The organism is Roseateles toxinivorans (assembly GCF_004362525.1).
Lineage (GTDB): Bacteria > Pseudomonadota > Gammaproteobacteria > Burkholderiales > Burkholderiaceae_C > Paucibacter > Paucibacter toxinivorans.
Genome location: NZ_SNXS01000002.1, coordinates 1,208,166 through 1,230,974, shown reverse-complemented (window position 1 = coordinate 1,230,974; position 22,809 = coordinate 1,208,166). Strand labels below are relative to the sequence as shown.

The window sequence follows — 22,809 nt, the reverse complement described above, 5'->3', positions numbered from 1 at the left end:
GCGTCACACCGCAAGCAGGACAGCCCATGGAAAGCCCTGTATGGTCGATCCATGCAGTTTGGCAAACGTCGCCCTCCCCATACGATCAATCTGGCCCTGCAGGGCGGCGGCGCCCATGGTGCCTTTACCTGGGGCGTGCTGGATGCGCTGCTGGAGGACGGCCGGCTGGGCTTCGAAGGCATCAGCGGCACCAGTGCCGGCGCGATGAATGCGCTGGCCATGGCCCATGGCTTGATGGTGGGCGGGCCCGACGGCGCGCGCGAGGCCCTGCAGAAGTTCTGGACGGCGGTGGCGGGCGCCGCACCGCTGGAACTGACGCAAACCTCGGCCGACGGCACGCAGACCGGCCTGTCGCCGCTGGTCAAGCTGATGCTGCAGTGGACGCACTATCTGTCGCCCGAGCAGATCAACCCCTTTGACCTGAATCCGCTGCGCGACATCGTCACGGCGCAGATCGACTTCGCCCGCCTGCGCACGCAAAGCCCGGTCAAGCTCTTTGTCGCCACCACCCAGGCCAACACCGGCAAGCTGCGGCTGTTCCGCAATGCCGAGATGAGTGCCGACGTGCTGCTCGCCTCGGCCTGCCTGCCCACCCTGCACCGCGCCATCGAGATCGACGGCGAGCCCTACTGGGACGGCGGCTTCGCCGCCAACCCGGCGGTATTTCCGCTGTTCTTCGAATGCCATGCGCCCGACCTGCTGATGGTGCTGCTGAGCCCGCTCAAGCATGCGCAGACGCCGCTGAGCGCGACCGACATTCAGACCCGGGTGCTGGAGATCGCCTTCAACTCGACCTTTCTGCGCGAGATGCGCATGTTCGCCCATCTGCGCCAACAGGTCAGGCCCAGCTGGTTCGTGACCTTGGGGCGGCTGGAGCGGCGCGTGCAGCGCGCGCACTTTCATCTGATCGAGGACGAGGAGGTGCTGCGCGCCCTCTCGCCCGACTCCAAGCTGGCGGCGAACCAGAAGTTCTTCGAACGTCTGAAGGGCCTGGGCCGAGGCCGCGCCCGGGTTTGGCTGGACGCCCACCATGGCGCGCTGGGCAAGCGCTCCAGCGTTGACCTGTCGTCGCTGTTCTATTGAGCGGCTGGCGGGGCAGAGCAAGTACATATACAGAACGTCTTGAGATTGCGTTGTTGGTATATTTGACGCAATGTCACACGATCTCTAAGGTGTCGGACATGGCCTGAATCGCTTCGGCCAGGTTCAAAAAACACCCAGGAGACAAGACTTGAAACTGCACCGCCTTCTCGCGGGGACCGCGCTCGCGCCCGCACTTTTCCTCAGCCTGGCCGCCCAGGCGCAGGTCACCGTGTTCGGCGTGCTGGACCTGGGCCTGAGCCGGCTCAGCGCCAGCGGCACGTCGGGCCAGTCCCTGCTCAACGGCGATGGCAACACCTCCAGCCGCATCGGCTTTCGCGGCACCGAGGATCTGGGCGGCGGGCTCAAGGCCAACTTCTGGATCGAGTCGGCGATCAATGTTGACACGGGCACCAGCGGCGCCACCAGCACCAACAACAAGGACTCGGTCAGCGGCGGCCTGACCTGGGGCCGGCGCTCCACGGTGGGGCTGCAGGGCCCCTGGGGCGAGTTGCGCCTGGGCCGAGACTATGTGCCCAGCTTCAGCAACCTGACCACGTCCATGCACCCCTTCGGCACCAACGGCGTCGGCAGCTCGGGCCTGCTCTTCTACCCGGTCAATGCCGGCGGCACGACGGTACGCACCAGCGTGCGGGCGTCCAACTCGGTCGGCTATCACCTGCCCGCCAATGCCGCCGGCGTGTATGGCGCGGTGATGCTGGCCAGCGGCGAGCAGCCTGGCGGTGCGGCCACCTCGAAGGACGGCAATCACCAGGGCCTGCGGCTGGGCTGGCGCAGCGGTGGCTGGAATATGGCGGCCGCGATCGGCAAGACCCGCTACGCCACCGGCGACTACACACAGAGCAATGCCGGCATCAACTACAAGCTCGGCGCGGCCAGGCTGATGGCCCTCTGGGGCGAGAACAAGGTCGGCGCGACCCGCACCCGCGCACTGATGCTGGGCACGCAATGGGAGCTCAGCGCCCAGGGCGAAGTGCGCATTGCCTACACGACGCTGAAGGCCAGCGGCGTGGCCAGCGACGCAACGCATCTGGCCATCGGCTATGTGCATGACCTGTCCAAACGCACGGCGCTGTATGCGACGGCCGCCCGCATCGACAACAAGGGCGCGGGCACCCGCTTCAACACCGGCCTGTCACCCACCCGGCCCGGCGGCAGCAGTTCGGGCCTGGACCTCGGCCTGCGCCACAGCTTCTAGGAGCCACACAAAATGCCGATGATCCAACGACTTTCGCTGGGGCTGACCGCTGCGCTGCTGGCGGCCTGCGCCCACCAGGCGGCGCCGGTGGCCGAGGCCGCGCCCCAGCCTCAGGCCTGCCCGGCCGGCCTCGGCGCTGACATCCAATGCCTGGGCGGCCAGGACAGCGCGGGGGCCTTCTACCTGATTGCCATGCCCAAGGCCTGGAACGGCCATCTGGTCATGCATGCCCATGGCGGCCCCTTCCTGGGCGCACCCACAGCCAAGCGGGTGGCCGAAGACCTGCAGCGCTGGTCCATCATGCCGCGTGCCGGCTATGCCTGGGCGGCCTCAAGCTTCCGGCAAGGTGGTGTGGCCGTGACGGCTGCGGCCGAGGACACCGAGCGCCTGCGCGGCATCTTCATCCGGCATGTGGCGGTGCCCAAGCTGACGATTCTGCACGGCCAGTCATGGGGCGCCGGCGTGGCGGCCAAGGGGGCCGAACGCTTCACCGCGGGCAAGCCCTACGACGGCGTGCTGCTGACCAGCGGCGTGCTGGCCGGCGGCACCCGCTCCTACGATTTCCGGCTCGATCTGCGGGTGGTCTACCAATACCTGTGCCACAACCATCCACGCCCCGACGAGCCGCAGTACCCGCTGTGGATGGGCCTGCCCGAAAGCAGCAAGCTGACCGCGGCCGAGTTGGCGCAGCGCAGCAACGACTGCCTGGGCCTGGCCAGGCCGGCGGCCGAGCGCAGCGCCGAACAGGCGCACAAACTCAAGACCCTGGTCGATGTGATTGGCATTCCCGAGCGCAGTGTGCAGGGCCATCTGAACTGGGCCACCTTCCACTTCCAGGACATCGCGACCAGGCGCAGCGCCGGCGCCAGCGTGTTCGGCAATACCGGCGCGGTCTACCGGGGCTCGGCCGACGACCGGGCCCTGAACGACGGCGTGCTGCGCTATGCGGCCGACCCGGCGGCCGTGGCACGCTTCGCTGCAGACGCCGACCCGACAGGCCGAATCCCGGTGCCCGTCCTGACAGTGCACGGCATTCATGACCCGATCGCCTTTGTCGAACTGCAGTCGGTGTTTGCCGACACCATGGCCAAGGCCGGCCGCGCCGACGCCCTGGTGCAGACCTTCAGCGACGACCGCGAGCACAGCTACCTCAGCGACGCCAGCTATGTGGCCCTGCTGGACGCGCTGCAGGCCTGGGTCACCCAGGGTCGCAAGCCGACGCCGGCAGCGGTGGCCGACGGCTGCCGCATGGCGGCGCTGCGCTTCCCGTCAAGCTGCAGATTCCAGGCCGACTACCGGCCCGCGCCGCTGGAGAACCGGGTACCGGCGCGGCGCGGGCCGGGCTAGGGCCCTAATGCGCGCGGGACGCGGCCCTGAGCTTGTCCAGCTTGGCCGCGTACAGATCGTGGTCCCGGCGCGTGGTGGTGTTGTCCAGCGCCAGGGTCAGCTGCTGGCGGGCCTGGGGCAACTCGCCCAGCGCGTAGTGGGCCAGGGCCAGCCAGAAATGGAACTCATGGTAGTAGGCGGCGCGGTCCACCTCCTTGGTGAACAGCTGCTTGGCTGCCTTGAAGTCGCCCTGGCGCATCGCCGTCAGGCCGCGGTTGAAGTAGCTGAACGGCGGGTTCGGCTGGATCTGCGCCAGGTGCGTGCGCAGCACCTGGGCATCGGCCAGACGGCCCTGGTCTTCAAGGGTCAGAGCCAGATTGGCCATCACCTGCGTATTGCCCGGCTCGCGCTCCAGCACCTGCTGGAACACCCGCTCGGCCCGCTGCAGGTCGCCATGGCGGCGGTAGACCACGCCCAGCGTGTTGTAGGCACTGAGGTATTTGGGGTCCCGCAGTATGGCCTCGCGAATCCACCAATAGGCCTCGTCCACCTGGCCCGCGGCCAGGGACTCGGCGGCGCGGTTGCTCATATACATGGCGACGATGTTCTCCTCGGAGATCGCACGGGTGCGCTGGCCGCGGATGTCGGCGGCGGGCATGAAGTCCACCACCAGCGAATCGGCCTCGGGATAGCTGGCCACCACCTCGCTGCGCCGCTTGCTCAAGCTCAGATTGACATGGCCCATGGACAGGTACAGGTCACCGCTGCGGCCCCAGACCTCTTCGGTCAGCACACTCTGGAACTGCACCTCCATGCCGAGTTCACGGGCAAAGGCGGCGGTCATGATGACCAGCGACAGGCAGTTGCCGGTGCGTGCGGCAAAGGCCTCGCTGGCATTGCGGGTGAGCGCCGAGTCGTACTCCAGGCGCAGCTGCTTCTTGTTGTAGAGCGCCTCGATCAGGCCGCGCTGGCGACCCTTCAGCCGCAGCTGGCTGCTCATCTCGCCGCTGGCCAGATAGCTGCGCATCTCGTCGCTGAGCGCAAACACATCGATCGCCGCCGGGGGTTTCGCGGGCGGCGCGAAGGCCTGGTCGGCGAACAGGCCCATGGTCGCAGGCGGCGCCTGCAGCGGGGGGCTGGAACAGGCGACCAGCGACAGCGCCAGGACGATGGCTGCAAGGGATTTCATGGTGATCGCCTCCAGGTACCGCAGCACCGACACCGCAGCTGAACCGGCGCTGTTCGGAGAATCGTAGTCCGATTCGGCGGGCACAGCATACCCATGCGACGAATGGCGGCAAGTCGGGGATGGGTGGCCCCGCGCCCGCCGACCTTCAGCCGCCCAGCACCTTGGGCACGCTGTGCGCGCGCAGCCGGAAGGCGTCCGGCAAGCCCGAGCCCAGCAGCGGCCGCAGATAGAGGCGGAAGGCATCGGTGACGTCGGTGCCCGAGGCGGCGATGAACTCGTCCTCCATCACCCGAGTCTTGCCGGCCACCTCGGCCAGCGGCAGCAGCTCGTAATCCACCGAGTAGTAGCCGGTGCGCTTGATCGCCACCGAGCCATCGCGGCTGCCCCACATCGCGAACTGCACCGCCTTTTCGCCGACCTCGCGGGCCTCGCGCTGGTCCACATCTGACACGCAGCCGATGAAGGAGCGCTGCAGATAGCCGAAGGTGTCGCCGCGCACGCGCTTGATCTTCAGCTGCGTCTTGATCTCCTCGCACAGCAGATCGGCCAGCGCGCCGCTGCCCGAGAGCTGCACATTGCCGTGCGCGTCATGCTCCAGCGCCTTGGCCAGCTTGACCAGCATCGGCGTGCCGCTCTCGTCGTGTATGCCCTCGGAGACGGCGATCACGCAGCGGCCGTGGCGCTCGTAAACCGCCTTCACGTCGGAGAGAAAGCGCTCGATGCTGAACACCCGCTCGGGCAGATAGATCAGGTGCGGGCCGTCGTCCGGGAACTTCTTGCCCAGGGCGGCGGCGGCGGTCAGAAAGCCGGCATGCCGCCCCATCACCACGCCGACATAGACGCCGGGCAGTGAGGCATTGTCCAGGTTCGCCCCGGCAAAGGCCTGGGCGACAAAGCGCGCGGCCGACGGAAAGCCCGGCGTGTGGTCATTGCTGACCAGGTCGTTGTCTATGGTCTTGGGGATGTGGATGCAGCGCAGCGGATAGCCAGCCTTGGCGGCCTCCTCGCTGATGATGCGCACCGTGTCCGACGAGTCATTGCCGCCGATATTGAAGAAGTGCTCGATCTGGTGCGCGCGCAGCACCTTGAAGATCTCATGGCAGTACTTCAGGTCGGGCTTGTCGCGGGTCGAGCCCAGCGCCGAGGACGGCGTGTTGGCCACCATCTCGAGGTTGTGGCTGGTCTCCTGGGTCAGGTCCCAGAAATCCTCGTTGACGATGCCACGCACGCCGTGGCGCGCGCCATAGACCCGCTGTATGCCGTGATGGCGGCGCGCTTCGAGCACCACGCCGGCCAGCGATTGGTTGATCACGGCGGTGGGGCCGCCGCCTTGGGCGACCAGGACTTTTCCGGATGACATGGGCGGGGCCTCCTCGGCATTTGCACAATGACGCTGCGCCATTGTGCACGGCCGGAGCGCCTGCCTACGCCAACTTGAAGGTGCCCACCACCTGCGCCAGCCGCCCCGCCTGGTCGCGCAGCGACTCGGCCGCCGCAGCGCCCTCCTCCACCAGCGCGGCATTCTGCTGCGTCATCTGGTCCAACTGATTGACGGCACCGTTGATGTGGGCGATGCCGTCGCTCTGCTCCGAAGTGGCGGCGGTGATCTCGCCGATGATGTCGCCGACGCGCTGCACCGAGCCGACGATCTCCTGCATGGTCTGGCCGGCATGGGCGACCAGGCGGGCACCGTCCTCGACCCTGTCCACCGAGGCGCCGATCAGGCTCTTGATCTCCTTGGCCGCCTGGGCCGAGCGCTGGGCCAGGCTGCGCACCTCCGCAGCCACCACCGCAAAGCCGCGGCCCTGCTCGCCCGCGCGGGCCGCCTCGACGGCCGCATTCAGCGCCAGGATATTGGTCTGGAAGGCGATGCCGTCGATCACGCCGATGATGTCGCTGATCTTCTTCGAGCTGCTGTTGATCTCGTCCATGGTGGACACCACCTGGGCCACCACCGAGCCGCCGCGGGCGGCCACCTCGGCGGCCGAACCGGCCAGCTGATTGGCCTGGCGCGAGGCGTCGGCCGTCTGCTTGACGGTGCTGGTCAGCTGGTCCATCGACGAGGCCGCCTGCTGCAGATTGCTGGCGGTCTGCTCGGTGCGGGTCGACAGGTCGGCGTTGCCGGTGGCGATTTCGCTGGAGGCGGTGGAGATGCTGTCGGTCGAGCTGCGCACCTGGCTGACCAGTTGGCGCAGCGACTGCTGCATCTGGCCCAAGGCGCCCATCAGGCTGGCGTCGGCGCCAGATGTGGTCAGACGCGCGGACAGATCGCCCTGGGCAATCAGCAGCAGGGCGTCGCGCGCCTCGGCCGGGTCGCCGCCCAGCTCGCGCCGCACCGAGCGCTGCAGGATCAGGCAGAGCACCCCGGCCACGGCGACCGCCAGCGCAGCCAGCAGTCCGGCGACCCAGGTCGTGCGGTTGGCCCGGGTGTTGACGTCCTCATGGGTTTGCCTGGACTGCTTGGCCGAGGCCTCGACCTGCTTGAGCAGGCCGGCGCGCAGCTGGCGCCAGGCCGGCGTCTCCTCGCCGTTGAGCACGACAATCGCCGCGGGCACATCGCTGCCCACGAGGGCCAGCACCTTCTCCTGCGCCTGGGCCTGCGCGGTGCGCAGCGGCTCCAGGGCCGCAAGATCTTTCTGGAATGGCGTGCCGGCCGCAATCTGCGCGCTCTCGGTGGCGGCCTTCTCATAGGCGGCCCGCGCCGCGCTGAGGTTCTCGAAAGCCTTCTTGTTGGCCGGATCCAGCACCACATTGCGCAGCGCCTGGCCCATCTGCAGACCCTGCGCATACATCTCCGACACGCCGGCGGCAAAGGCCTGCTCGGTGCGGATATAGGTATCGAACTGCGACTGGGTGCGCGTCAGGCCCCAGATACTGGTGGCCAACGCGGCGACAAACAGGGCGGCCGGAACCGTTGAACATACCAGCAATCGGGTGGTGAAACGCATGGATGAAACTCCTGATGACAAGGATGGACGCGGAGCATGAACACTCCGGTCAGGCGAACGCCGGTCTTGATACCGGCTATCCAAGCACTATCGGCCGCTGCGGCCACAAATCAATCAGCCCGGGCGCAGGGACGTGATGGAATTGGCCTGATCCAGGTCAATTCGCCAGCGCATCGTCGCGCTGGCGCACCAACAGCGCGTCAAAGGCCTCGGCCGCCAGCGGCTTGGCGAACAGATAGCCCTGGCCATAGTCGCAGCCAGCGGCGGCCAGCAAGTCGCGCTGGGCCTCGGTTTCCACCCCTTCGGCGATGACCTTGATGCCCAGCTCATGGGCCATCACGATGATGGCCTTGCACAGGGCCACGTCGCGGGCGCCGGGCTTGAGGTTGCGCACAAAGCTCTGGTCTATCTTCAGATAATCGATGTCGAACTTCTGGATGTAGGACAGCGAGGAGTAGCCGGTGCCGAAGTCGTCCAGCGCCACCTCGACGCCGGCGTCGCGAAACTCCAGCAGCTGCTCGGTCACGCCGGGGCTGGCATCGAGCAGCAGGCCCTCGGTGATCTCGACCACCAGGGCCCCGCCCGACAGGCCCAGCGTCTTCAGGTGCGCCAGCCACTGCGCACTGCGCCGGCCCTGGCGCTGGAACTCGACCGGCGACTGGTTGACCGCGACCTGGAAGTAGGGATCAAGCTCCTGGCGCCAGCGCTTGACCCACTGCGCGGCCTGCTGGAACACCCATTCGCCGATGTCGTGGATCAGGCCGCTGGCCTCGGCCAGCGGAATGAACTCGGCCGGGCCGACCATGCCGCGGGTCGGGTGCTCCCAGCGCAGCAGGGCCTCGGCCTTGTGGATGCGGCCGCTGGCCAGGTCCACCACCGGCTGGAAGTACAGGCGCAGCTCCTCGTTGGCCAGGGCGCCGCGCAAGTCATTGGTCAGCCGCATCCGTGCCACGGCCGCCACCTGCAGCGCCGGGGTGAAGAAGCTGAAGCAGTTGCGGCCGGCGTCCTTGGCCACATACATGGCCTGGTCGGCCTGCTTGAGCAGGTCGTCGATCTCGGTCGCATCATGGGGGTAGAGCGTGATGCCTATGCTGGCCGAGACATAGGCCTGCTCGCCGCGCAGCTCGAACGGCGCGGCCAGGGTCTGGTTGATGTGCTGGGCAATCGCCTCGACCCGGGCCAGGTCATGCAACTCGGCCAGGATCACGGTGAACTCGTCACCACCCAGACGGGCCACCGTGTCGGCTTCGCGCACGCAGTGGCAGATGCGCTGCGCCGCCTCTTTCAGCAGCACGTCGCCCTGGTCATGGCCCAGGGTGTCATTGACCTCCTTGAACAGGTCCAGATCAATGAAGAGCACGGCCACCGGCAGGCCGTCGCGCCGGCTCTTCTTGACGTCCTGCTCCAGGCGATCGCGGAAGGTGCGGCGGTTGGGCAGGCCGGTCAGCGCGTCGTGCTGGGCCATATGGCGCATGCGCTCCTCGCTCTCGCGCAGCTCGCGCGTCATGGCCTCGGCACGGCCGAAGGCCCGGGCCCGGGCCGTCAGCAGCAGCCAGCTCAGCAGGCTCAGCAACAGGCTCAGGCCGACGCCCGAGATGGCGATGATGTCGGCCGAGTTGCTGCTGTAGCGCTGCTCGAACTCGGGGCGCATGCTGGCCACCAGGGTCCAGGTGTGGTTGGCCATGGCGATGTATTCATGCGCCGCCTTGTCTGGCGAGACCGATGGGTTGGCGGTCTTCGCCGAGCGGTACATCAGCGCTTCGTCGCTCAGGGTCACGCCATCGTAGATGCTCAGATCCAGTCCGGGCGTGCCCTCTCCATAGAGGCCGGACATCAGATCGCCCATGCGGAAGGTGGCAAACACCCAACCGGTCAGATGAGCACGACGCTGCGCGACATTGTTCAGCACCTTGCCCTTGGCATACAGCGGCAAGAAGAGCACGAAGGCCGCCGGAGCCTCGCCGTCGGCCTCGGTCACCAGCCGGGTCTTGCCCGTCATCACCATGGCACCCGAGTCACGGGCCTTGAACATGGCCTCGCGGCGCGCCGCCTCGCTCAGCGCGTCAAAGCCCAGCGCGCGCTCCGTCAGGCGAGAGAACGGTTCGATATAGACCACCGGTGCGTGCCACTCGCGTTGACCTTCCGGGTACACCCGATAGCCCGACACACCCATGCGCCGTTGCGCGGCCACGAAGTCGCCCAGGCCCTCGCCCGGAAGCCGGGGCGTGAAGGCCAGGGCCTGCAAGCCGCTGAAATTGGTGCCCGACAGGGCCACATCGACGTAGAGGCGAAAGTCCTCTCGCTCGACCAGGTCCGACGCGTCGAACAGGCCCTGGGCCCCTCGCAACAGCTGCTCGAATGCAGCCATGCGCTGCTCGATGCGGTTGGCACTCTGGCGCAGGGCAAAGTCGAAATTGGCCCACAGGTTCTTCTGCGTCACCGCCTGCTCGTGGCGCCAAAGGGCCAAGGTGGCCGCCAGGCACATCAGTCCCAGAGCCAGCGATACAGACAGATGCACCAGACGCTTCAAGGGGCGGCCCGAATCAGAACTGCGTCATGGCGCGCGCCAGTTCGGGCTTGAAGTACTTTTCGAAGATGCGCAGCACGGTGCCGTCGGCGCGCATGCCGTCCATCAGCGCCCGCCAGCGCTGCTGTTCGGTGGCCGACAGCGCCTTCCTGGACATGATCAGCCCATGGGGCACGGGCGGGTCGTCGAATTCGATGATCTGCGTCTGGGCGCGCAACTTTTCGGTTTCCAGGGTCGGATAGTCGAAGGGCTCGATGATCATCGCCTGGACGCGGTTCTCGAGCAGTATCTGGTACAGCGGCCCCAAGGTGCCGGCATAGCTGACGCGGCGCTCGGCCTCGAGCTTGTCGACCAGGCGATTCGCCGTGGCGCTGTAGCGAAAGCCGCGGATGGCGCCCAGTTTCAGGGCCGGGTTGCTTTCGAAGTCGGCACGCTTGACCACACCGGCATCGCGGCGCAGCAGCAGGTAGTACTTGTTGGAGAAGTACCAGGCGAAGGCCGCAAACTGGTCACGCGCCGGATTGGTGATGCCCGACAGGCTGAAGTCGAGCGCGCCCGACTCGATCAGCTGCCAGATGCGGGCACGGGGCATCAAGCTGACGTTGACCTTGCAGCCGCTGCGGCGTATCAATTCGTCGGCGACATCCTTGTCTATGCCCTCACCGGATTCCGCCGAGTACAGCAGCCCGTGATCGTGCAGGGCCAGGCTCAACGGCCGGGAGCAATCAGGCAGCTCCGCAGCTCCGGCGGCAGCGGCACAGAGACCGACCAGAACGGCCAACAGGCGAGAAGACAAACGCATCGGCAAGCCCCTCAAGGAAGCTGGCAGCTTAACCGAGGGCCGAGGTGCACGGAGGGCGGCAAACCACACTCAAACGTGGAGTGTTTCCGCAATCCACGCCCAACGGCGTCAATCGGTCGTCATATTGGCCTTGCGGGCCACCGCGCCCAGGCGCTCGTACTCGCTGGCGCCCAGGGCCGCCAGCTCCTGCGGGCTGGAGCTGCGCGGCGTGAAACCGGCCTGTGCCAGCTTGTCCTTGACCTCGGGCAGGGCCAGCGCCTCGACGAAGGCCTGGCTCAGCGCCTTCAGCACCGGCGCCGGCAGCCCGGCCGGGCCGTAGACGCCGAACCAGGGATCGACGGCATAGCCGGGCAGGCCGGCCTCGGCCAGCGTGGGCACGTTCGGCAGCGATGCCGAGCGGGCCTTGCCAGCCACCGCCAACGCGCGCAGCTTGCCCTGCTGGATATGGGGCAGGGAGGCCGGCAGATTGTCGAACATCAGGCCGATATGGCCGCCCAGCAGATCGGTGATGCCCGGCGCGCTGCCGCGGTAGGCAACGTGGGTCAGGTCGGTGCCCGTCATCTGCTCGAACAGCACGGCCGACAGGTGCATCGAGGTCCCGGCACCGGCGGTCGCGTAGGTCATGCCCTTGGTCTTCTTGGCCGCCTCGATCAGGTCGGCCACGGTCTTGATCGGCGAGGCCGCATTGACCTCGACCACGATGGTCGAATGGCCCAGCAGGCTGATGGCGGTGAAGTCCTTGCGCGGATCGAAGGGCATGGACTTGTAGACATGCGGGTTCAGCGCATTGGTGGAGATCGCGCCAAAGCCTATGGTGTAGCCATCGGCCGGGGCCTTGGCCACCGCGTCCATGCCCAGATTACCGCCCGCGCCGGGCTTGTTCTCCACCACCACCGGCTGGCCCAGCTTGTCGGCCACCTTCTGGCCCACCGTGCGCGCCACCAGGTCGGTGGTGCCGCCGGCCGCATAGGGCACGACGAAGCGGATAGGCTTGACCGGGAAGTCGGCGGCCGGGGCCGACGCGCCGAAGCCGAGCAGGGTTGAGGCCAGCACCAGGGTCAGGCCGCGACGCTGCAAGGCATGGGTGGATGAGCTCATGTGATCTCCTGAGATTGTTATGTGCGGGCAAGCTTAGCGTCTGTCCATGACGGCGCACATCAAACGGGTTTGCAATGCGCACAGGTGTGGCCGGCCCCCTCGGCCCACTCAGTCGACAGGCAGCGCAGTCTCGTACTTGACCTCGCGCAGCACCACATTGCTGCGCACGCTGGCCACGCCGGGCACCTTGAAGACCTGGCTCTGCAGGAACAGGTCGTAGGCCTTCATGTCCGGCACGACGACCTTGATCACGTAGTCGGCCTCGCCGGTGATGCCGTGGCATTCGATGATCTCCCGGCTGGCGCTGACCAGACGCTCGAAGTTCTCGACCGCGCCGTCGCTGTGCCGCACCAGGCTGACATTGGCCAGCACGCAGATGTTGAGGCCGAGCTTCTCGCGGTCCACCAGGGCGACGTGGCGGCGTATCACGCCGCTTTCCTCCAGCTCCTTGATGCGCCGCCAGACCGGCGTGGCCGACAGGCCGACCTTGTCGGCCAGTTGCTGCGTGCTCTGCCGTCCATCCTGCTGCAGCTCCTGCAGTATCAGCTTGGTGGCGCGATCGAAACGTTCATTTTCCATATCCGCCATTTTGGAGTAAATACTGGTTCCGGAATTCGCGGTTCAGGCCAATTGGGGAAACTATCCCTCGCCAATTTGGCGAAAAATCGCTCGCAACTTACTTCTCGGGGCCCGCCCATGTCCGAACTAGCTTCCTGCCCAGCGCTGCGCGACTACAAACTGTCGGACAACCTCGCCGCCACCCACGGCGCCGTGTTCCTGACCGGCACCCAGGCGCTGGTGCGCCTGCCCTTGATGCAGAAGGCGCTGGACGAGGCCGCCGGACTGAAGACCGCCGGCTTCGTCTCGGGCTACCGAGGCAGCCCCTTGGGCATGGTCGACCAGCAGATGTGGAAGGCAAAAAAATTCCTCGACGCCGCGCAGATCAACTTCCTGCCCGCGATCAACGAAGACCTGGCCGCCACCGCCTGCCTGGGCGTGCAGCGCGTGGGACTGGACCCCAAGCGCACCGTCGATGGCGTGTTCGCGATGTGGTACGGCAAGGGCCCGGGCGTGGACCGCGCGGGCGATGCGCTGAAGCACGCCAATGTCTATGGCAGCTCGCCGCTGGGCGGCGTGCTGGTGGTCTGCGGTGATGACCATGGCTGCGTGTCCAGCAGCACGCCGCACCAGTCCGATCTGGCCCTGCAGGCCTGGAGCATGCCGCTCGTGCACCCGGCCAATGTGGCCGAGTACCTTGAGTTCGGCCTCTACGGCTGGGCCCTCTCCCGCTTCTCCGGCGCCTGGGTCGGTTTCAAGGCGATCTCGGAGGTGGTCGAGTCCGGCATGACAGTCGATCTGGACCAGGTCACCTTGGACTTCGAGCACCCGATCGACTACCAGGCACCGGTGAATCTGCATATCCGCTCGGTGGACCTGCCCTCGCTGGAGCTGGAGTCGCGTCTGGCCCACAAGCTGGAGGCGGTCAGCGCCTTCGCCAAGCTCAACTCGATCGACAAGCACATCGTCAGCAGCCCGAATGCGACGCTGGGCATCGTCACCGTCGGCAAGGCGCACTACGACTTCATGGAGGTGCTGCGCCGGCTGGACCTGGACCCGAACGCCCTGGCCGCTGCCGGCGTGCGCGTCTACAAGGTCGGCCTGGTATTCCCGCTGGAAACGACGCGGATGCTGGAGTTCACGCAAGGCCTGACCGACCTGCTGGTGATCGAAGAAAAAGCGCCGGTGGTCGAGCGCCAGATCAAGGAACTGCTCTACCACCTGCCCGATGCGCAGCGGCCCAAGGTAATAGGCAAGAGCGACGAGCACGGCAAGCCGGTACTCAGCGCCTTGGGTGAGCTGCGCCCCTCGCGCATCATGAATATGGTGGCCGACTGGCTGGCGCGGTTGAACCCAGCGCTGGACCGCCGCGAGTTGGTGGTCGATTTCCAGACGCCGACCCTGCTGTCCAATGCCGCCGACGCGGTGCGCCGCCAGCCCTATTTCTGCTCCGGCTGCCCGCACAACACCAGCACCAAGCTGCCGGACGGCTCGCGGGCCCTGGCCGGCATCGGCTGCCACTTCATGGCCAGCTGGATGGAACGCGGCACCTCGGGCCTGATACAGATGGGCGCCGAGGGCGTGGACTGGGCGGCACAGAGCCGCTTCACGACCGAGAAGCATGTGTTCCAGAACCTCGGCGACGGCACCTACTACCACTCGGGCTATCTGGCGATACGCCAGGCCATCGCCGCCAAGACCAATATCACCTACAAGATCCTCTACAACGACGCGGTGGCGATGACCGGAGGCCAGCCGGTGGACGGCAGCATCAGCGTGCCGCAGATCGCGCGCCAGGTCGAGGCCGAGGGCGTCAAGCAGCTGGTCGTCGTCTCGGACGAGATCAGCAAGTACAAGGGCCATGAGTCGCAGTTCCCGGCGGGCACGACCTTCCATGACCGTTCGGAGCTCGACGCGGTGCAGCGCCAGTTGCGCGAAGTCGAGGGCGTGACGGTTTTGATCTACGACCAGACCTGCGCGGCCGAGAAGCGCCGCCGCCGCAAGAAGAAGGAATTCTACGATCCGCCGAAGCGCATCTTCATCAACGAGGCGGTCTGCGAGGGTTGCGGCGACTGCGGCGTGGCCTCCAACTGCCTGAGCGTCGTGCCGGTGGAGACCGATATGGGCCGCAAGCGCCATATCGAGCAGAGCTCCTGCAACAAGGATTTCTCCTGCGTCAACGGCTTCTGCCCCAGCTTCGTGTCGGTGCACGGCGCAGTTTTGAAGAAGCGCGTCGGCTCGGGCTTCACCGCGCAAGATATGGCACGTGAGCTGGCCGCCATCGGTCTGCCCAAGCCCTGGGACTGGAGCGGCCCGTTCGATCTGCTGGTCACCGGCGTCGGCGGCACCGGGGTCGTCACCGTCGGCGCGCTGGTCTCGATGGCCGCCCACCTGGAGGGCAAGCAGGCCTCGGTGCTGGACTTCATGGGCTTTGCGCAAAAGGGCGGTGCAGTCCTGAGCTTCGTGCGCGTGGCGCCGACGCAGGACCTCTTGAACCAGGTGCGCATAGACACGCAACAGGCCGACGTGCTATTGGCCTGCGATATGGTCGTTGGCGCGTCCAGCGACGCCCTGGGCACCGTCAAGCCCGGCCGCACGGTGATCATTGCCAACACACACGAGATCGCCACCGCGCAGTTCGTGCGCAACCCCGATGCGCAGCTGCATGCGCCCGAGCTGCTGCAGAAGATGCGCTTCGCCGCCGGCGACAGCCAAGTCAGCAGCATCGACGCCCAGGCCATCGCCCAGGAGCTGATGGGCGACACCATGCCGTCCAACATCATCATGCTGGGCGCCTGCTTCCAGCGCGGGCTGATCCCGGTCAGCGAGGCCGCCCTGCTGCGCGCCTTCGAGCTGAACGGCGTGGCCGTCGAGGGCAACAAGACGGCCTTCGCCCTGGGCCGCCTGGCCGCCGCCGACCCGCAGGCGCTGCTGCGCCTGGCCGGCAAGCAGGAAGCCACCGCCGTGATCGACTGGGACGCACTTGACGGCGAGCAGGGCCTGATCGCCCGCCGCACCCGCCTGCTGACCGACTACCAGGACGCCGCCTATGCCCAGCGCTACGTCGCCCTGGTCGAACAGGTGCGCAAGGCCGAACTGGCCCTGGGCGAGGCCGGCGGCGCGCTGCGCCTGACGAAAGCCGTGGCCCGCTACTACGCCAAGCTGCTGGCCATCAAGGACGAATACGAGGTCGCGCGGCTCTACACCGACGGCCAGTTCGAGGCCTCGATGAAGGCCCAGTTCGAGAACTGGGACTCCTTGAGCTATCACCTGGCGCCGCCGCTGCTGTCCAAGCCCGGTGCCGACGGCCGTGCCCGCAAGATGGTGTTCGGTCCGTGGATGCTGAAGGCTTTTCGCGTGCTGGCCAGGCTCAAGGGCCTGCGCGGCACGGTGCTGGACGTCTTCGGCCGCACCGACGAGCGCCGCATGGAGCGCCGCTTGATCACCGAGTACGAGGCGCTGATCGCCGAAGTCCTCGCCCATCTCAACGCCGAGCGGCTGGACGTGGCTGTGAAGCTCGCCCGCCTGCCGGAGACCATACGCGGGTACGGCCATGTCAAGCACGCCAATGTGGTCACCGCCACGGCCCAGCGCCAGGCGCTGCTGGACCGCTTCCATGGCCGCGTCGCCGAGCCTCAAGTCCAGACCATCGCCGTGCCGATCAGGGTGAAAAGCGTTGCCGAGCTGTGAGCCCAGAACTGCCAATAGACCGCCTAGAACTAGGGGCTTGTAATTCGCTCCTTGCCAACTAGCCTCAACAGGCTGGGGCTCGAAATCCGTGCTGCGGTTTCCATGGCCTGAAGCGTTTCGCTTGCATTCAACCAACCTCCCGGGGGAACGGACCATGAGCAAAGCTATTCAGACACTTCTGGCGGCGGCCCTATTGGCCGTCTCGGGCTCGGCGTTGGCCAATCCGCGAGACGCCGTCTGCGGCAGCGATTGCACGGCTTGGGTATCGATCGGCGACGAGGTCTTCAGCGTGCCGATGAATGTCAGCGAAGACGGCAAGGGCTGGGTCAAGGACTTTGTCGCCCAGGGCACGCTGGGCGGCGTGCGCATTGACAATCTGTGGATGGATCCAGACCCGATGATCCTGTTCGGGATCGGCGTTGCCAACTACACAGCCAATCCAGTCGTTTTCTCGTTCGGCTTCTCGACGCCGATATCGCTCAGCGGCACCGTCGGCGCGAACTCCCAGATCAGCTACACCTTGAACGATGGACTGGGCGACGGCGTCACCCTCGCACCCTTCTTTGGCCCCAATGTGCTGGTGGCGCAGGACTTTGATGCCACGCTCAAGGCCACCAACAAGGGCGTGGATGTCGGCCAGGCCTGCAGCACCGTGTTCTGTGGCCCCTACAGCGGCTCGAACGTGCTGAACTTCGGCACCACCCAGGTCATGATGGGCGCCACCGTGTCCTTCGTATTGACAGGCATGGACTCGGCCGGCCTGGCCGGCCATGTGGTGCAGACGCCCATCCCCGAGCCCGCCACCTATCTGATGATGGGTCTGGGCGTGGCCGGCCTGCTGGCCAGGCGGCGCTGGGCCCGGCGCTGAAACCGGCGCGTTGGCTCGCGTCAGTGCAAATTGATCGTCGACAACCAGCGCGCCCCTGAGTCCTGATTCAGGATGTGCAGCAGGCCATTGGCCGACAGGGCCAGGGTGCCGGACAGGTGGAAGCTCCAGACCGGCTTGTGCGTGCCCAGGTCGATTGCATAGGCCTTGCGCTCACCGGCGACAAACAGCAGATTGTTGGTCAGTATCAGGCCGCCGCGGAAGCCGGTTTCCTGCACGTCGGCCAAGGGCCAGGCCCACAGCAGGCTGCCATCGTTGAGCCGGCGTGCCTCCAGCTGCTGGCTGGCACGGTTGCCCACGTACAGCACGCCATTGCCCACGACCGGATGGGTGACGAACTTGCCCGGGAGCGACCAGGCCAGGCTCCGCGTTTCGAGGTTCACCAGGCTCAGGATATTGTCCATATCCTGGCCTGGGGCGCCGCGGTAGTTCAGCACCAGGGCGCTGCGGTCATCCACCAGCACCGGAGCTTCGTTCAGCACCGCCACGCCGCTCATCGAGAAGCCCGGCAGACCGACGCTGAACAGCTCGCGGCCATCGTCCACGCCGTAGGCCCTCAGTGCCCCAAAGCTCGGCGCCAGCACCATCTGCTGATTGACCGCTGCGGCCCAACCGGCACGGCGCCTGAACACGCTCTCGCCAAAGGACCGGGCCCACCGCGGCACGGCCGTCACCGAATCGGCACTGACGAGATCATTGTCCCGCCCCAGATAGGCTGCGCCGCCGACGAGGGTCGGTGCCAGCTCCTCAAAGAACGGCGTCCTGCCGGTGCTGGGTTGCAGGGCCTCGTGCTGCTTGGCGCCGCTCACCGCATCGAAGCTGATCAGCTTGTCGCCATCGGCCAGCACCATCAGGCGCGCGCCTTGCACGGCAGGCGCGGTCATGGGCCGGGTCGCGTCAGGGTGGGCATAGCTCCACTTCAGGCTGCCATCCTGCTCGTCCAGCGCCAGCAGCCTGGACCGATAGATGATCTGGCCCGGAGTGTCCGGCCGCTCGGTCTGGCGCAGGTACAGCATGCGGTTGGCCGCCACCATCGTGCTCAACTCCCCCTTGCCGGGGAGCGCATGAACCCCGCGCAGACTGAATCTGCCCGCGTCCAGCGTGACCGCCACGGCCCCGGTATGTGCCGGATTGCCGGCCGAGCCTTGCCAGTCTCCGGCACCGGGCAAGGCTCTGAGCGCGGGCCTCTGGGTCGGGGGCGAGCTGACCGTCACCTGATAGCTCAGGCTGGCCGGGCGGTACTCCTCGAAGAGGGGAAAGAGGACGAAGGGCGTGAACTCCAGCACCCCCGCATAGCTGCCGACCGGCAGATGGTTCTTCAGCACGATCCTCAGCTGCCATTTGCCATCGGCCAGCTTGTGGCTGTCGATCCGGCTCACCACCGAAGCTCCGGCGGTGTCGGCCCGCTCGGTCCAGGACGGTCTGGCGTCCGAATAGCCGCTCAGCGGGGTGGCCGCGATCGTGATATCGGCGCAGCCGCCGCCCACCATGGCCTCGCAACGGAACTCGGCTTGCGACAGCGCAAAGCTGAACTTCTTGTCGATCAGCAGGTCTTCGGGGCTGCCACCGCAGCCGCCCAACAGCAGAACGCAGAAAAAGACACAGGCGCGCATCAGCGGCCCGCCATCCAAGAGGATATGCATCAGAGGACTCCATGACAGTGAACAACGGAGTCCCTGAGTCGGCGCCTGTTCTTGTTGATGTCCGAGTGACCCCTCCCGAGCCACCATTCTGACCGGAGTCGGCGCTGATCGACAAGACCTGACCCTGGCGATTCAGCTGCTGCTTGACATCATCATTCGCCCGCCAGCATAGCCCGACCCAAGGCCTCGGCCACCTCGATGCCATCGACGCCGGCCGACATGATGCCGCCGGCATAGCCCGCGCCCTCGCCGGCCGGATACAGGCCCTTCGTGTTCAAGCTTTGATAGTCGCGCCCGCGGGTGATGCGCAGCGGTGAGGAGGTGCGTGTCTCGACGCCGGTCAGCACCGCGTCATTCATCGCAAAGCCGCGGATCTGGCGCTCGAAGGCCGGCAGGGCCTCGCGTACCGCCGCGATCGCATAGTCGGGCAGGCTGCTATTGCCTTTCTGGCCGAGGTCGGTCATCAGCACGCCGGGCTTGTAGGAGGGTTCGACCGTGCCCAGCGCCGTCGAGCGCTGGCCCTTGATGAAGTCGCCGACCAGCTGGCCCGGCGCAATATAGCCACCGCCGCCCAGCTCATAGGCACGTGACTCCCAAATGCGCTGGAAGGCCATGCCGTCCAGTGGGCTGACCGGGCCCTCCTTCAGGCCGTCCTGCCGGTAATCCTGCGGGTTGATGCCGACGACGATGCCGGCATTGGCGTTGCGCTCGTTGCGCGAGTACTGGCTCATGCCGTTGGTGACCACGCGGTTCGGCTCCGAGGTCGCAGCCACCACGGTGCCACCGGGGCACATGCAGAAGCTGTAGACCGAGCGACCGTTGCTGGCGTGGTGCACCAGCTTGTAGTCGGCCGCGCCGAGTATGGGGTTACCGGCGTTCGGCCCGAAGCGGGCACGGTCGATGATGCCCTGCGGATGCTCGATGCGAAAACCGACCGAGAAGGGTTTGGCCTCCATGAACACGCCGCGTTCGTGCAGCATGGTGAAGGTGTCGCGGGCGCTGTGACCCAGGGCCAGCACCACATGGTCGGCGCGCAGCTGCTCGCCCGAGGCCAGGGTCACGCCGCGGATGTGACCGTCAACGATCAGCACATCGCTGACGCGCTGCTCGAAGCGGACCTCGCCGCCCAGCGCCTCGATATCGGCCCGCATCTTCTCGACCATGCCGACCAGGCGGAAGGTGCCGATATGGGGCTTGGCCACAAACAGGATTTCCTCCGGCGCCCCGGCCTTGACGAACTCGCTGAGCACCTTGCGCGTCAGATGGCGCGGGTCGCTGATCTGGCTCCACAGCTTGCCGTCCGAGAAAGTGCCGGCACCACCCTCGCCGAACTGCACATTCGACTCCGGGTTCAGCTGCTGCTGGCGCCACAGGCCCCAGGTGTCCTTGGTGCGCTGACGCACCTCCTTGCCGCGCTCCAGCACGATGGGCCGCAGGCCCATCTGAGCCAGTATCAACGCGGCGAAGATGCCGCAGGGGCCGAAACCGACCACCAGCGGCCGCGGCCGGGCCTCGCCACCATTGGGCATGAAGAAGTCCGCCGGCGCCTGGCCGACCAGGTGGTAGCCGGTGTCCGGCGTGACGCGGATGTGCGGATCGCCGGCAAAGCGCTGCAGCAGTTCCGTCTCACAGCCCACCTCGCAGTCCACCGTGTAGATCAGCACGATGGCCGTCTTCTTGCGCGCGTCATAGCTGCGCTTGAAGACGGTGAAACCCTTCAGCTCGGCCTCGCGGCCGGCCAGGCCCAGGCGCGCCAGGATGGCGGCGCGCAGCGCGGGTTCGGGATGATCAAGGGGCAGGCGCAGTTCGGTGATTCGCAACATGGGCCGTATTTTCGCGCATCACACAGAACTCATGAATGAGTGCGCGTCCGTTGGCTCGCTCAGCCCCGCCGCGCCGGAGCCGGAAGTCAGGCCCGGCGTCGCTTCGCCGCCGCCCCGACCACCGCCAGGCCCAGCCCCATCAAGGCATAGGTCTCGGGCTCCGGCACAGGCATCAGAAAGCCGCGGATCTCACCGCCCGGGAAGGACGAGCTGTGGATATTCAGGTAAGCCTTGCCCGCCTGCGCACCGGCCAGCAGGGCGTTCATCGCCGACCCCGGCGTGCCGCCATTGGCCGTCACGAAGGCCGCGTTGAAGCTGGACGCCAGGCCGAGATTGAAGGTGGCGTCATAGCTGCCACTCGTCACCCCCGACGGGAAGCCGAGGAAAGTCGGCGTCATCGTCGCCACGCCGGCGTTCTGGAAGCCGGGAGCGCTGGTGCAGCAGTGAATGTGCGAGTTGGTGGTGTTGCCAATCAAGCCGCTGAAGCTGACCTCGACCCGCAGCGTGGCCAGGTCCATGTCAAAGGTGACCATGCCCGAACCGGTGCCCGGTGACGCGTTGACGGGAAACTCATTCGGTCCGCTCAGCGATACCGCGAACAAATAGGTATGCGCCAGCGCAGGGGCGGCAAGACCCGACAACAACAAGCTGGCGGCGAACAGCGTTCTGATTTTCATTGCGAGATCTCCTAGCAAGGCAGCGGCTCACACCCGAACCCTGGACGCCGCCGCGTAAACCAGGATCGGGCCTCGACGCATCGAAGCTCTGTGGGTGTATCCCGCCGGCCGAGCCGAGGCAATCCCTATTCAAAAGTCGGCGCGACGCAACCGAAATCGTCGCAATGGGTACGTCAGGCCAGCGCGCGGCCTATCAGTATCTTCTGCACATCCGAGGTGCCCTCGTAGATCTGGCACACACGCACATCGCGGTAGATGCGCTCTACGGGGAAGTCGCTGACATAGCCATAGCCGCCGAAAGTCTGGATCGCCGCGCTGCAGACGCGCTCGGCCATCTCGCTGGCGAACAGCTTGGCCATCGCCGCCTCCTTCAGGCAGGGCAGGCCGGCGTCCTTCAGGCTGGCGGCGTGCCAGATCAGCTGGCGCGCGGCCTCGATCTGGGTGGCCATCTCGCCCAGCCGAAACTGCACCGCCTGGTGCTCGAAGATGGGCTGACCGAAGGCGACCCGCTCCTTCGAGTAGCGCAGCGCCGCCTCGAAGGCCGCGCGGGCCATGCCCACCGACTGCGAGGCGATGCCGATGCGGCCGCCCTCCAGCCCAGACAGCGCGATCTTCAACCCTTGGCCCTCGTCGCCGATGCGGTTGACCACCGGCACGCGGCAGTCCTCGAACAGGATTTGCGCGGTGTCGCTGGCGTGCTGGCCCATCTTGTCTTCGATGCGGGCCACCGTGTAGCCGGGCGTCCTGGTCGGCACCAGAAAGGCGCTGATGCCCTTCTTGCCGGCGGCCTTGTCGGTGACGGCCATGACGATGGCCACGTCGCCATTCTTGCCACTGGTGATGAACTGCTTGACGCCCTTGAGCACGTAATGGTCGCCGTCCAGCGTCGCCGTGGTCTTGAGCCCAGCCGCCTCGGAGCCCACATGCGGCTCGGTCAGACAGAAGGCGCCCAGCATATCGCCGCGCGCCAAGGGCTTGAGGAAGCGCTCCTTCTGGTCATCATTGCCCCAGGCCATCAGGATCGAGCAGACCGGGCAGTTGTTGACGCTGACCACGGTCGAGGTCGCGCCGTCGCCCGCACCGATTTCTTCCAGGATGATGGCCAGGGCCAGATAGTCCAGGCCGGCACCGTCCCACTCGGTGGGCACGGCCACGCCATAGCAGCCCAGCGCGGCCAGGCCCTTCAGTTCGGCGGCGGGGAAGTGATGGGTCTTGTCCCATTCGGCCGCCTTGGGCGCGATCTGGTCCTGCACGTAGGCGCGCACAGCATCCTGCACCGCGCGGTGGTCTTCGCTAAGAATCATGGATTTGTCTCCGTAGCCCGGATGCAATCCGGGAACTCT

Annotated in this window: 16 protein-coding genes; 5 read left to right on the top strand and 11 right to left on the bottom strand. The window is 66.7% G+C overall.

What is annotated here, in order from left to right; translation table 11 throughout:
• Positions 1-51 precede the first annotated feature (51 nt).
• The 3 genes from DES47_RS11280 to DES47_RS11270 all read left to right on the top strand — a co-directional run bounded on the left by DES47_RS11280 (position 52) and on the right by DES47_RS11270 (position 3,646).
• Positions 52-1,083, top strand: coding sequence for a patatin-like phospholipase family protein (locus DES47_RS11280; RefSeq protein ID WP_133700738.1), 1,032 nt, complete (start codon positions 52-54; stop codon positions 1,081-1,083).
• A gap of 148 nt (positions 1,084-1,231) precedes the next feature.
• Positions 1,232-2,299, top strand: a complete 1,068-nt coding sequence (locus tag DES47_RS11275) for a porin (RefSeq protein WP_166651961.1) — start codon at positions 1,232-1,234, stop codon at positions 2,297-2,299.
• A gap of 18 nt (positions 2,300-2,317) precedes the next feature.
• Complete coding sequence (locus DES47_RS11270) at positions 2,318-3,646, top strand: hypothetical protein (protein WP_425057429.1); 1,329 nt, start codon at positions 2,318-2,320, stop codon at positions 3,644-3,646.
• 4 nt (positions 3,647-3,650) lie between these two features.
• Here the strand turns inward: DES47_RS11270 and DES47_RS11265 are convergent, their stop codons facing one another.
• From DES47_RS11265 to DES47_RS11235, 7 genes are all read right to left on the bottom strand, one after another.
• A complete protein-coding gene (locus tag DES47_RS11265; RefSeq protein WP_133700735.1) occupies positions 3,651-4,814 on the bottom strand; it encodes a tetratricopeptide repeat protein in 1,164 nt (387 codons plus the stop codon).
• A gap of 145 nt (positions 4,815-4,959) precedes the next feature.
• Positions 4,960-6,174, bottom strand: a complete 1,215-nt coding sequence (locus DES47_RS11260) for a 6-phosphofructokinase (RefSeq protein ID WP_133700734.1) — start codon at positions 6,172-6,174, stop codon at positions 4,960-4,962.
• 64 nt (positions 6,175-6,238) lie between these two features.
• Positions 6,239-7,762, bottom strand: coding sequence for a methyl-accepting chemotaxis protein (locus DES47_RS29575; protein WP_133700733.1), 1,524 nt, complete (start codon positions 7,760-7,762; stop codon positions 6,239-6,241).
• 157 nt (positions 7,763-7,919) lie between these two features.
• Positions 7,920-10,280: a putative bifunctional diguanylate cyclase/phosphodiesterase gene (locus DES47_RS11250; RefSeq protein ID WP_133700732.1), complete on the bottom strand. Its 2,361-nt coding sequence runs from the start codon at positions 10,278-10,280 to the stop codon at positions 7,920-7,922.
• Between the two features lie 25 nt (positions 10,281-10,305).
• A complete protein-coding gene (locus DES47_RS11245) occupies positions 10,306-11,091 on the bottom strand; it encodes a substrate-binding periplasmic protein (protein ID WP_133700731.1) in 786 nt (261 codons plus the stop codon).
• A 108-nt stretch (positions 11,092-11,199) separates the two neighbouring features.
• Positions 11,200-12,189: a Bug family tripartite tricarboxylate transporter substrate binding protein gene (locus DES47_RS11240; RefSeq protein WP_133700730.1), complete on the bottom strand. Its 990-nt coding sequence runs from the start codon at positions 12,187-12,189 to the stop codon at positions 11,200-11,202.
• Positions 12,190-12,297: 108 nt separating this feature from the next.
• Positions 12,298-12,768 (bottom strand): Lrp/AsnC family transcriptional regulator, encoded by a 471-nt coding sequence (locus DES47_RS11235; RefSeq protein ID WP_133700729.1) that lies wholly within the window; start codon positions 12,766-12,768, stop codon positions 12,298-12,300.
• A 117-nt stretch (positions 12,769-12,885) separates the two neighbouring features.
• On the opposite strand from DES47_RS11235, the gene DES47_RS11230 reads away from it, so the two are divergent.
• Positions 12,886-16,437 carry an indolepyruvate ferredoxin oxidoreductase family protein gene (locus DES47_RS11230; protein ID WP_133700728.1) on the top strand — a complete coding sequence of 1,184 codons (3,552 nt, stop codon included), beginning with the start codon at positions 12,886-12,888 and terminating at the stop codon, positions 16,435-16,437.
• A 154-nt stretch (positions 16,438-16,591) separates the two neighbouring features.
• Positions 16,592-17,305, top strand: a complete 714-nt coding sequence (locus DES47_RS11225; protein WP_208114957.1) for a PEP-CTERM sorting domain-containing protein — start codon at positions 16,592-16,594, stop codon at positions 17,303-17,305.
• A gap of 20 nt (positions 17,306-17,325) precedes the next feature.
• On the opposite strand, the gene DES47_RS11220 is transcribed toward DES47_RS11225, so the two are convergent.
• From DES47_RS11220 to DES47_RS11205, 4 genes are all read right to left on the bottom strand, one after another.
• Positions 17,326-18,966 carry an outer membrane protein assembly factor BamB family protein gene (locus DES47_RS11220; protein ID WP_166651960.1) on the bottom strand — a complete coding sequence of 547 codons (1,641 nt, stop codon included), beginning with the start codon at positions 18,964-18,966 and terminating at the stop codon, positions 17,326-17,328.
• A gap of 152 nt (positions 18,967-19,118) precedes the next feature.
• Positions 19,119-20,789, bottom strand: coding sequence for an NAD(P)/FAD-dependent oxidoreductase (locus tag DES47_RS11215; protein WP_133700726.1), 1,671 nt, complete (start codon positions 20,787-20,789; stop codon positions 19,119-19,121).
• Between the two features lie 86 nt (positions 20,790-20,875).
• Positions 20,876-21,466, bottom strand: a complete 591-nt coding sequence (locus DES47_RS11210; RefSeq protein ID WP_133700725.1) for a CHRD domain-containing protein — start codon at positions 21,464-21,466, stop codon at positions 20,876-20,878.
• 173 nt (positions 21,467-21,639) lie between these two features.
• Entirely contained in the window at positions 21,640-22,770 is a 1,131-nt protein-coding gene (locus tag DES47_RS11205) for an acyl-CoA dehydrogenase family protein (protein ID WP_133700724.1), read from the bottom strand.
• Between the last annotated feature and the right edge of the window lie 39 nt (positions 22,771-22,809).

Coding starts and splice junctions, on each gene's coding strand:
- DES47_RS11280 (WP_133700738.1), top strand. CDS start 52: ATGCAGTTTGGCAAACGTCGCCCTCCCCATACGATCAATCTGGCCCTG.
- DES47_RS11270 (WP_425057429.1), top strand. CDS start 2,318: ATGATCCAACGACTTTCGCTGGGGCTGACCGCTGCGCTGCTGGCGGCC.
- DES47_RS11265 (WP_133700735.1), bottom strand. CDS start 4,814: ATGAAATCCCTTGCAGCCATCGTCCTGGCGCTGTCGCTGGTCGCCTGT.
- DES47_RS11260 (WP_133700734.1), bottom strand. CDS start 6,174: ATGTCATCCGGAAAAGTCCTGGTCGCCCAAGGCGGCGGCCCCACCGCC.
- DES47_RS29575 (WP_133700733.1), bottom strand. CDS start 7,762: ATGCGTTTCACCACCCGATTGCTGGTATGTTCAACGGTTCCGGCCGCC.
- DES47_RS11245 (WP_133700731.1), bottom strand. CDS start 11,091: ATGCGTTTGTCTTCTCGCCTGTTGGCCGTTCTGGTCGGTCTCTGTGCC.
- DES47_RS11240 (WP_133700730.1), bottom strand. CDS start 12,189: ATGAGCTCATCCACCCATGCCTTGCAGCGTCGCGGCCTGACCCTGGTG.
- DES47_RS11235 (WP_133700729.1), bottom strand. CDS start 12,768: ATGGAAAATGAACGTTTCGATCGCGCCACCAAGCTGATACTGCAGGAG.
- DES47_RS11230 (WP_133700728.1), top strand. CDS start 12,886: ATGTCCGAACTAGCTTCCTGCCCAGCGCTGCGCGACTACAAACTGTCG.
- DES47_RS11225 (WP_208114957.1), top strand. CDS start 16,592: ATGAGCAAAGCTATTCAGACACTTCTGGCGGCGGCCCTATTGGCCGTC.
- DES47_RS11220 (WP_166651960.1), bottom strand. CDS start 18,966: ATGCATATCCTCTTGGATGGCGGGCCGCTGATGCGCGCCTGTGTCTTT.
- DES47_RS11215 (WP_133700726.1), bottom strand. CDS start 20,789: ATGTTGCGAATCACCGAACTGCGCCTGCCCCTTGATCATCCCGAACCC.
- DES47_RS11210 (WP_133700725.1), bottom strand. CDS start 21,466: ATGAAAATCAGAACGCTGTTCGCCGCCAGCTTGTTGTTGTCGGGTCTT.
- DES47_RS11205 (WP_133700724.1), bottom strand. CDS start 22,770: ATGATTCTTAGCGAAGACCACCGCGCGGTGCAGGATGCTGTGCGCGCC.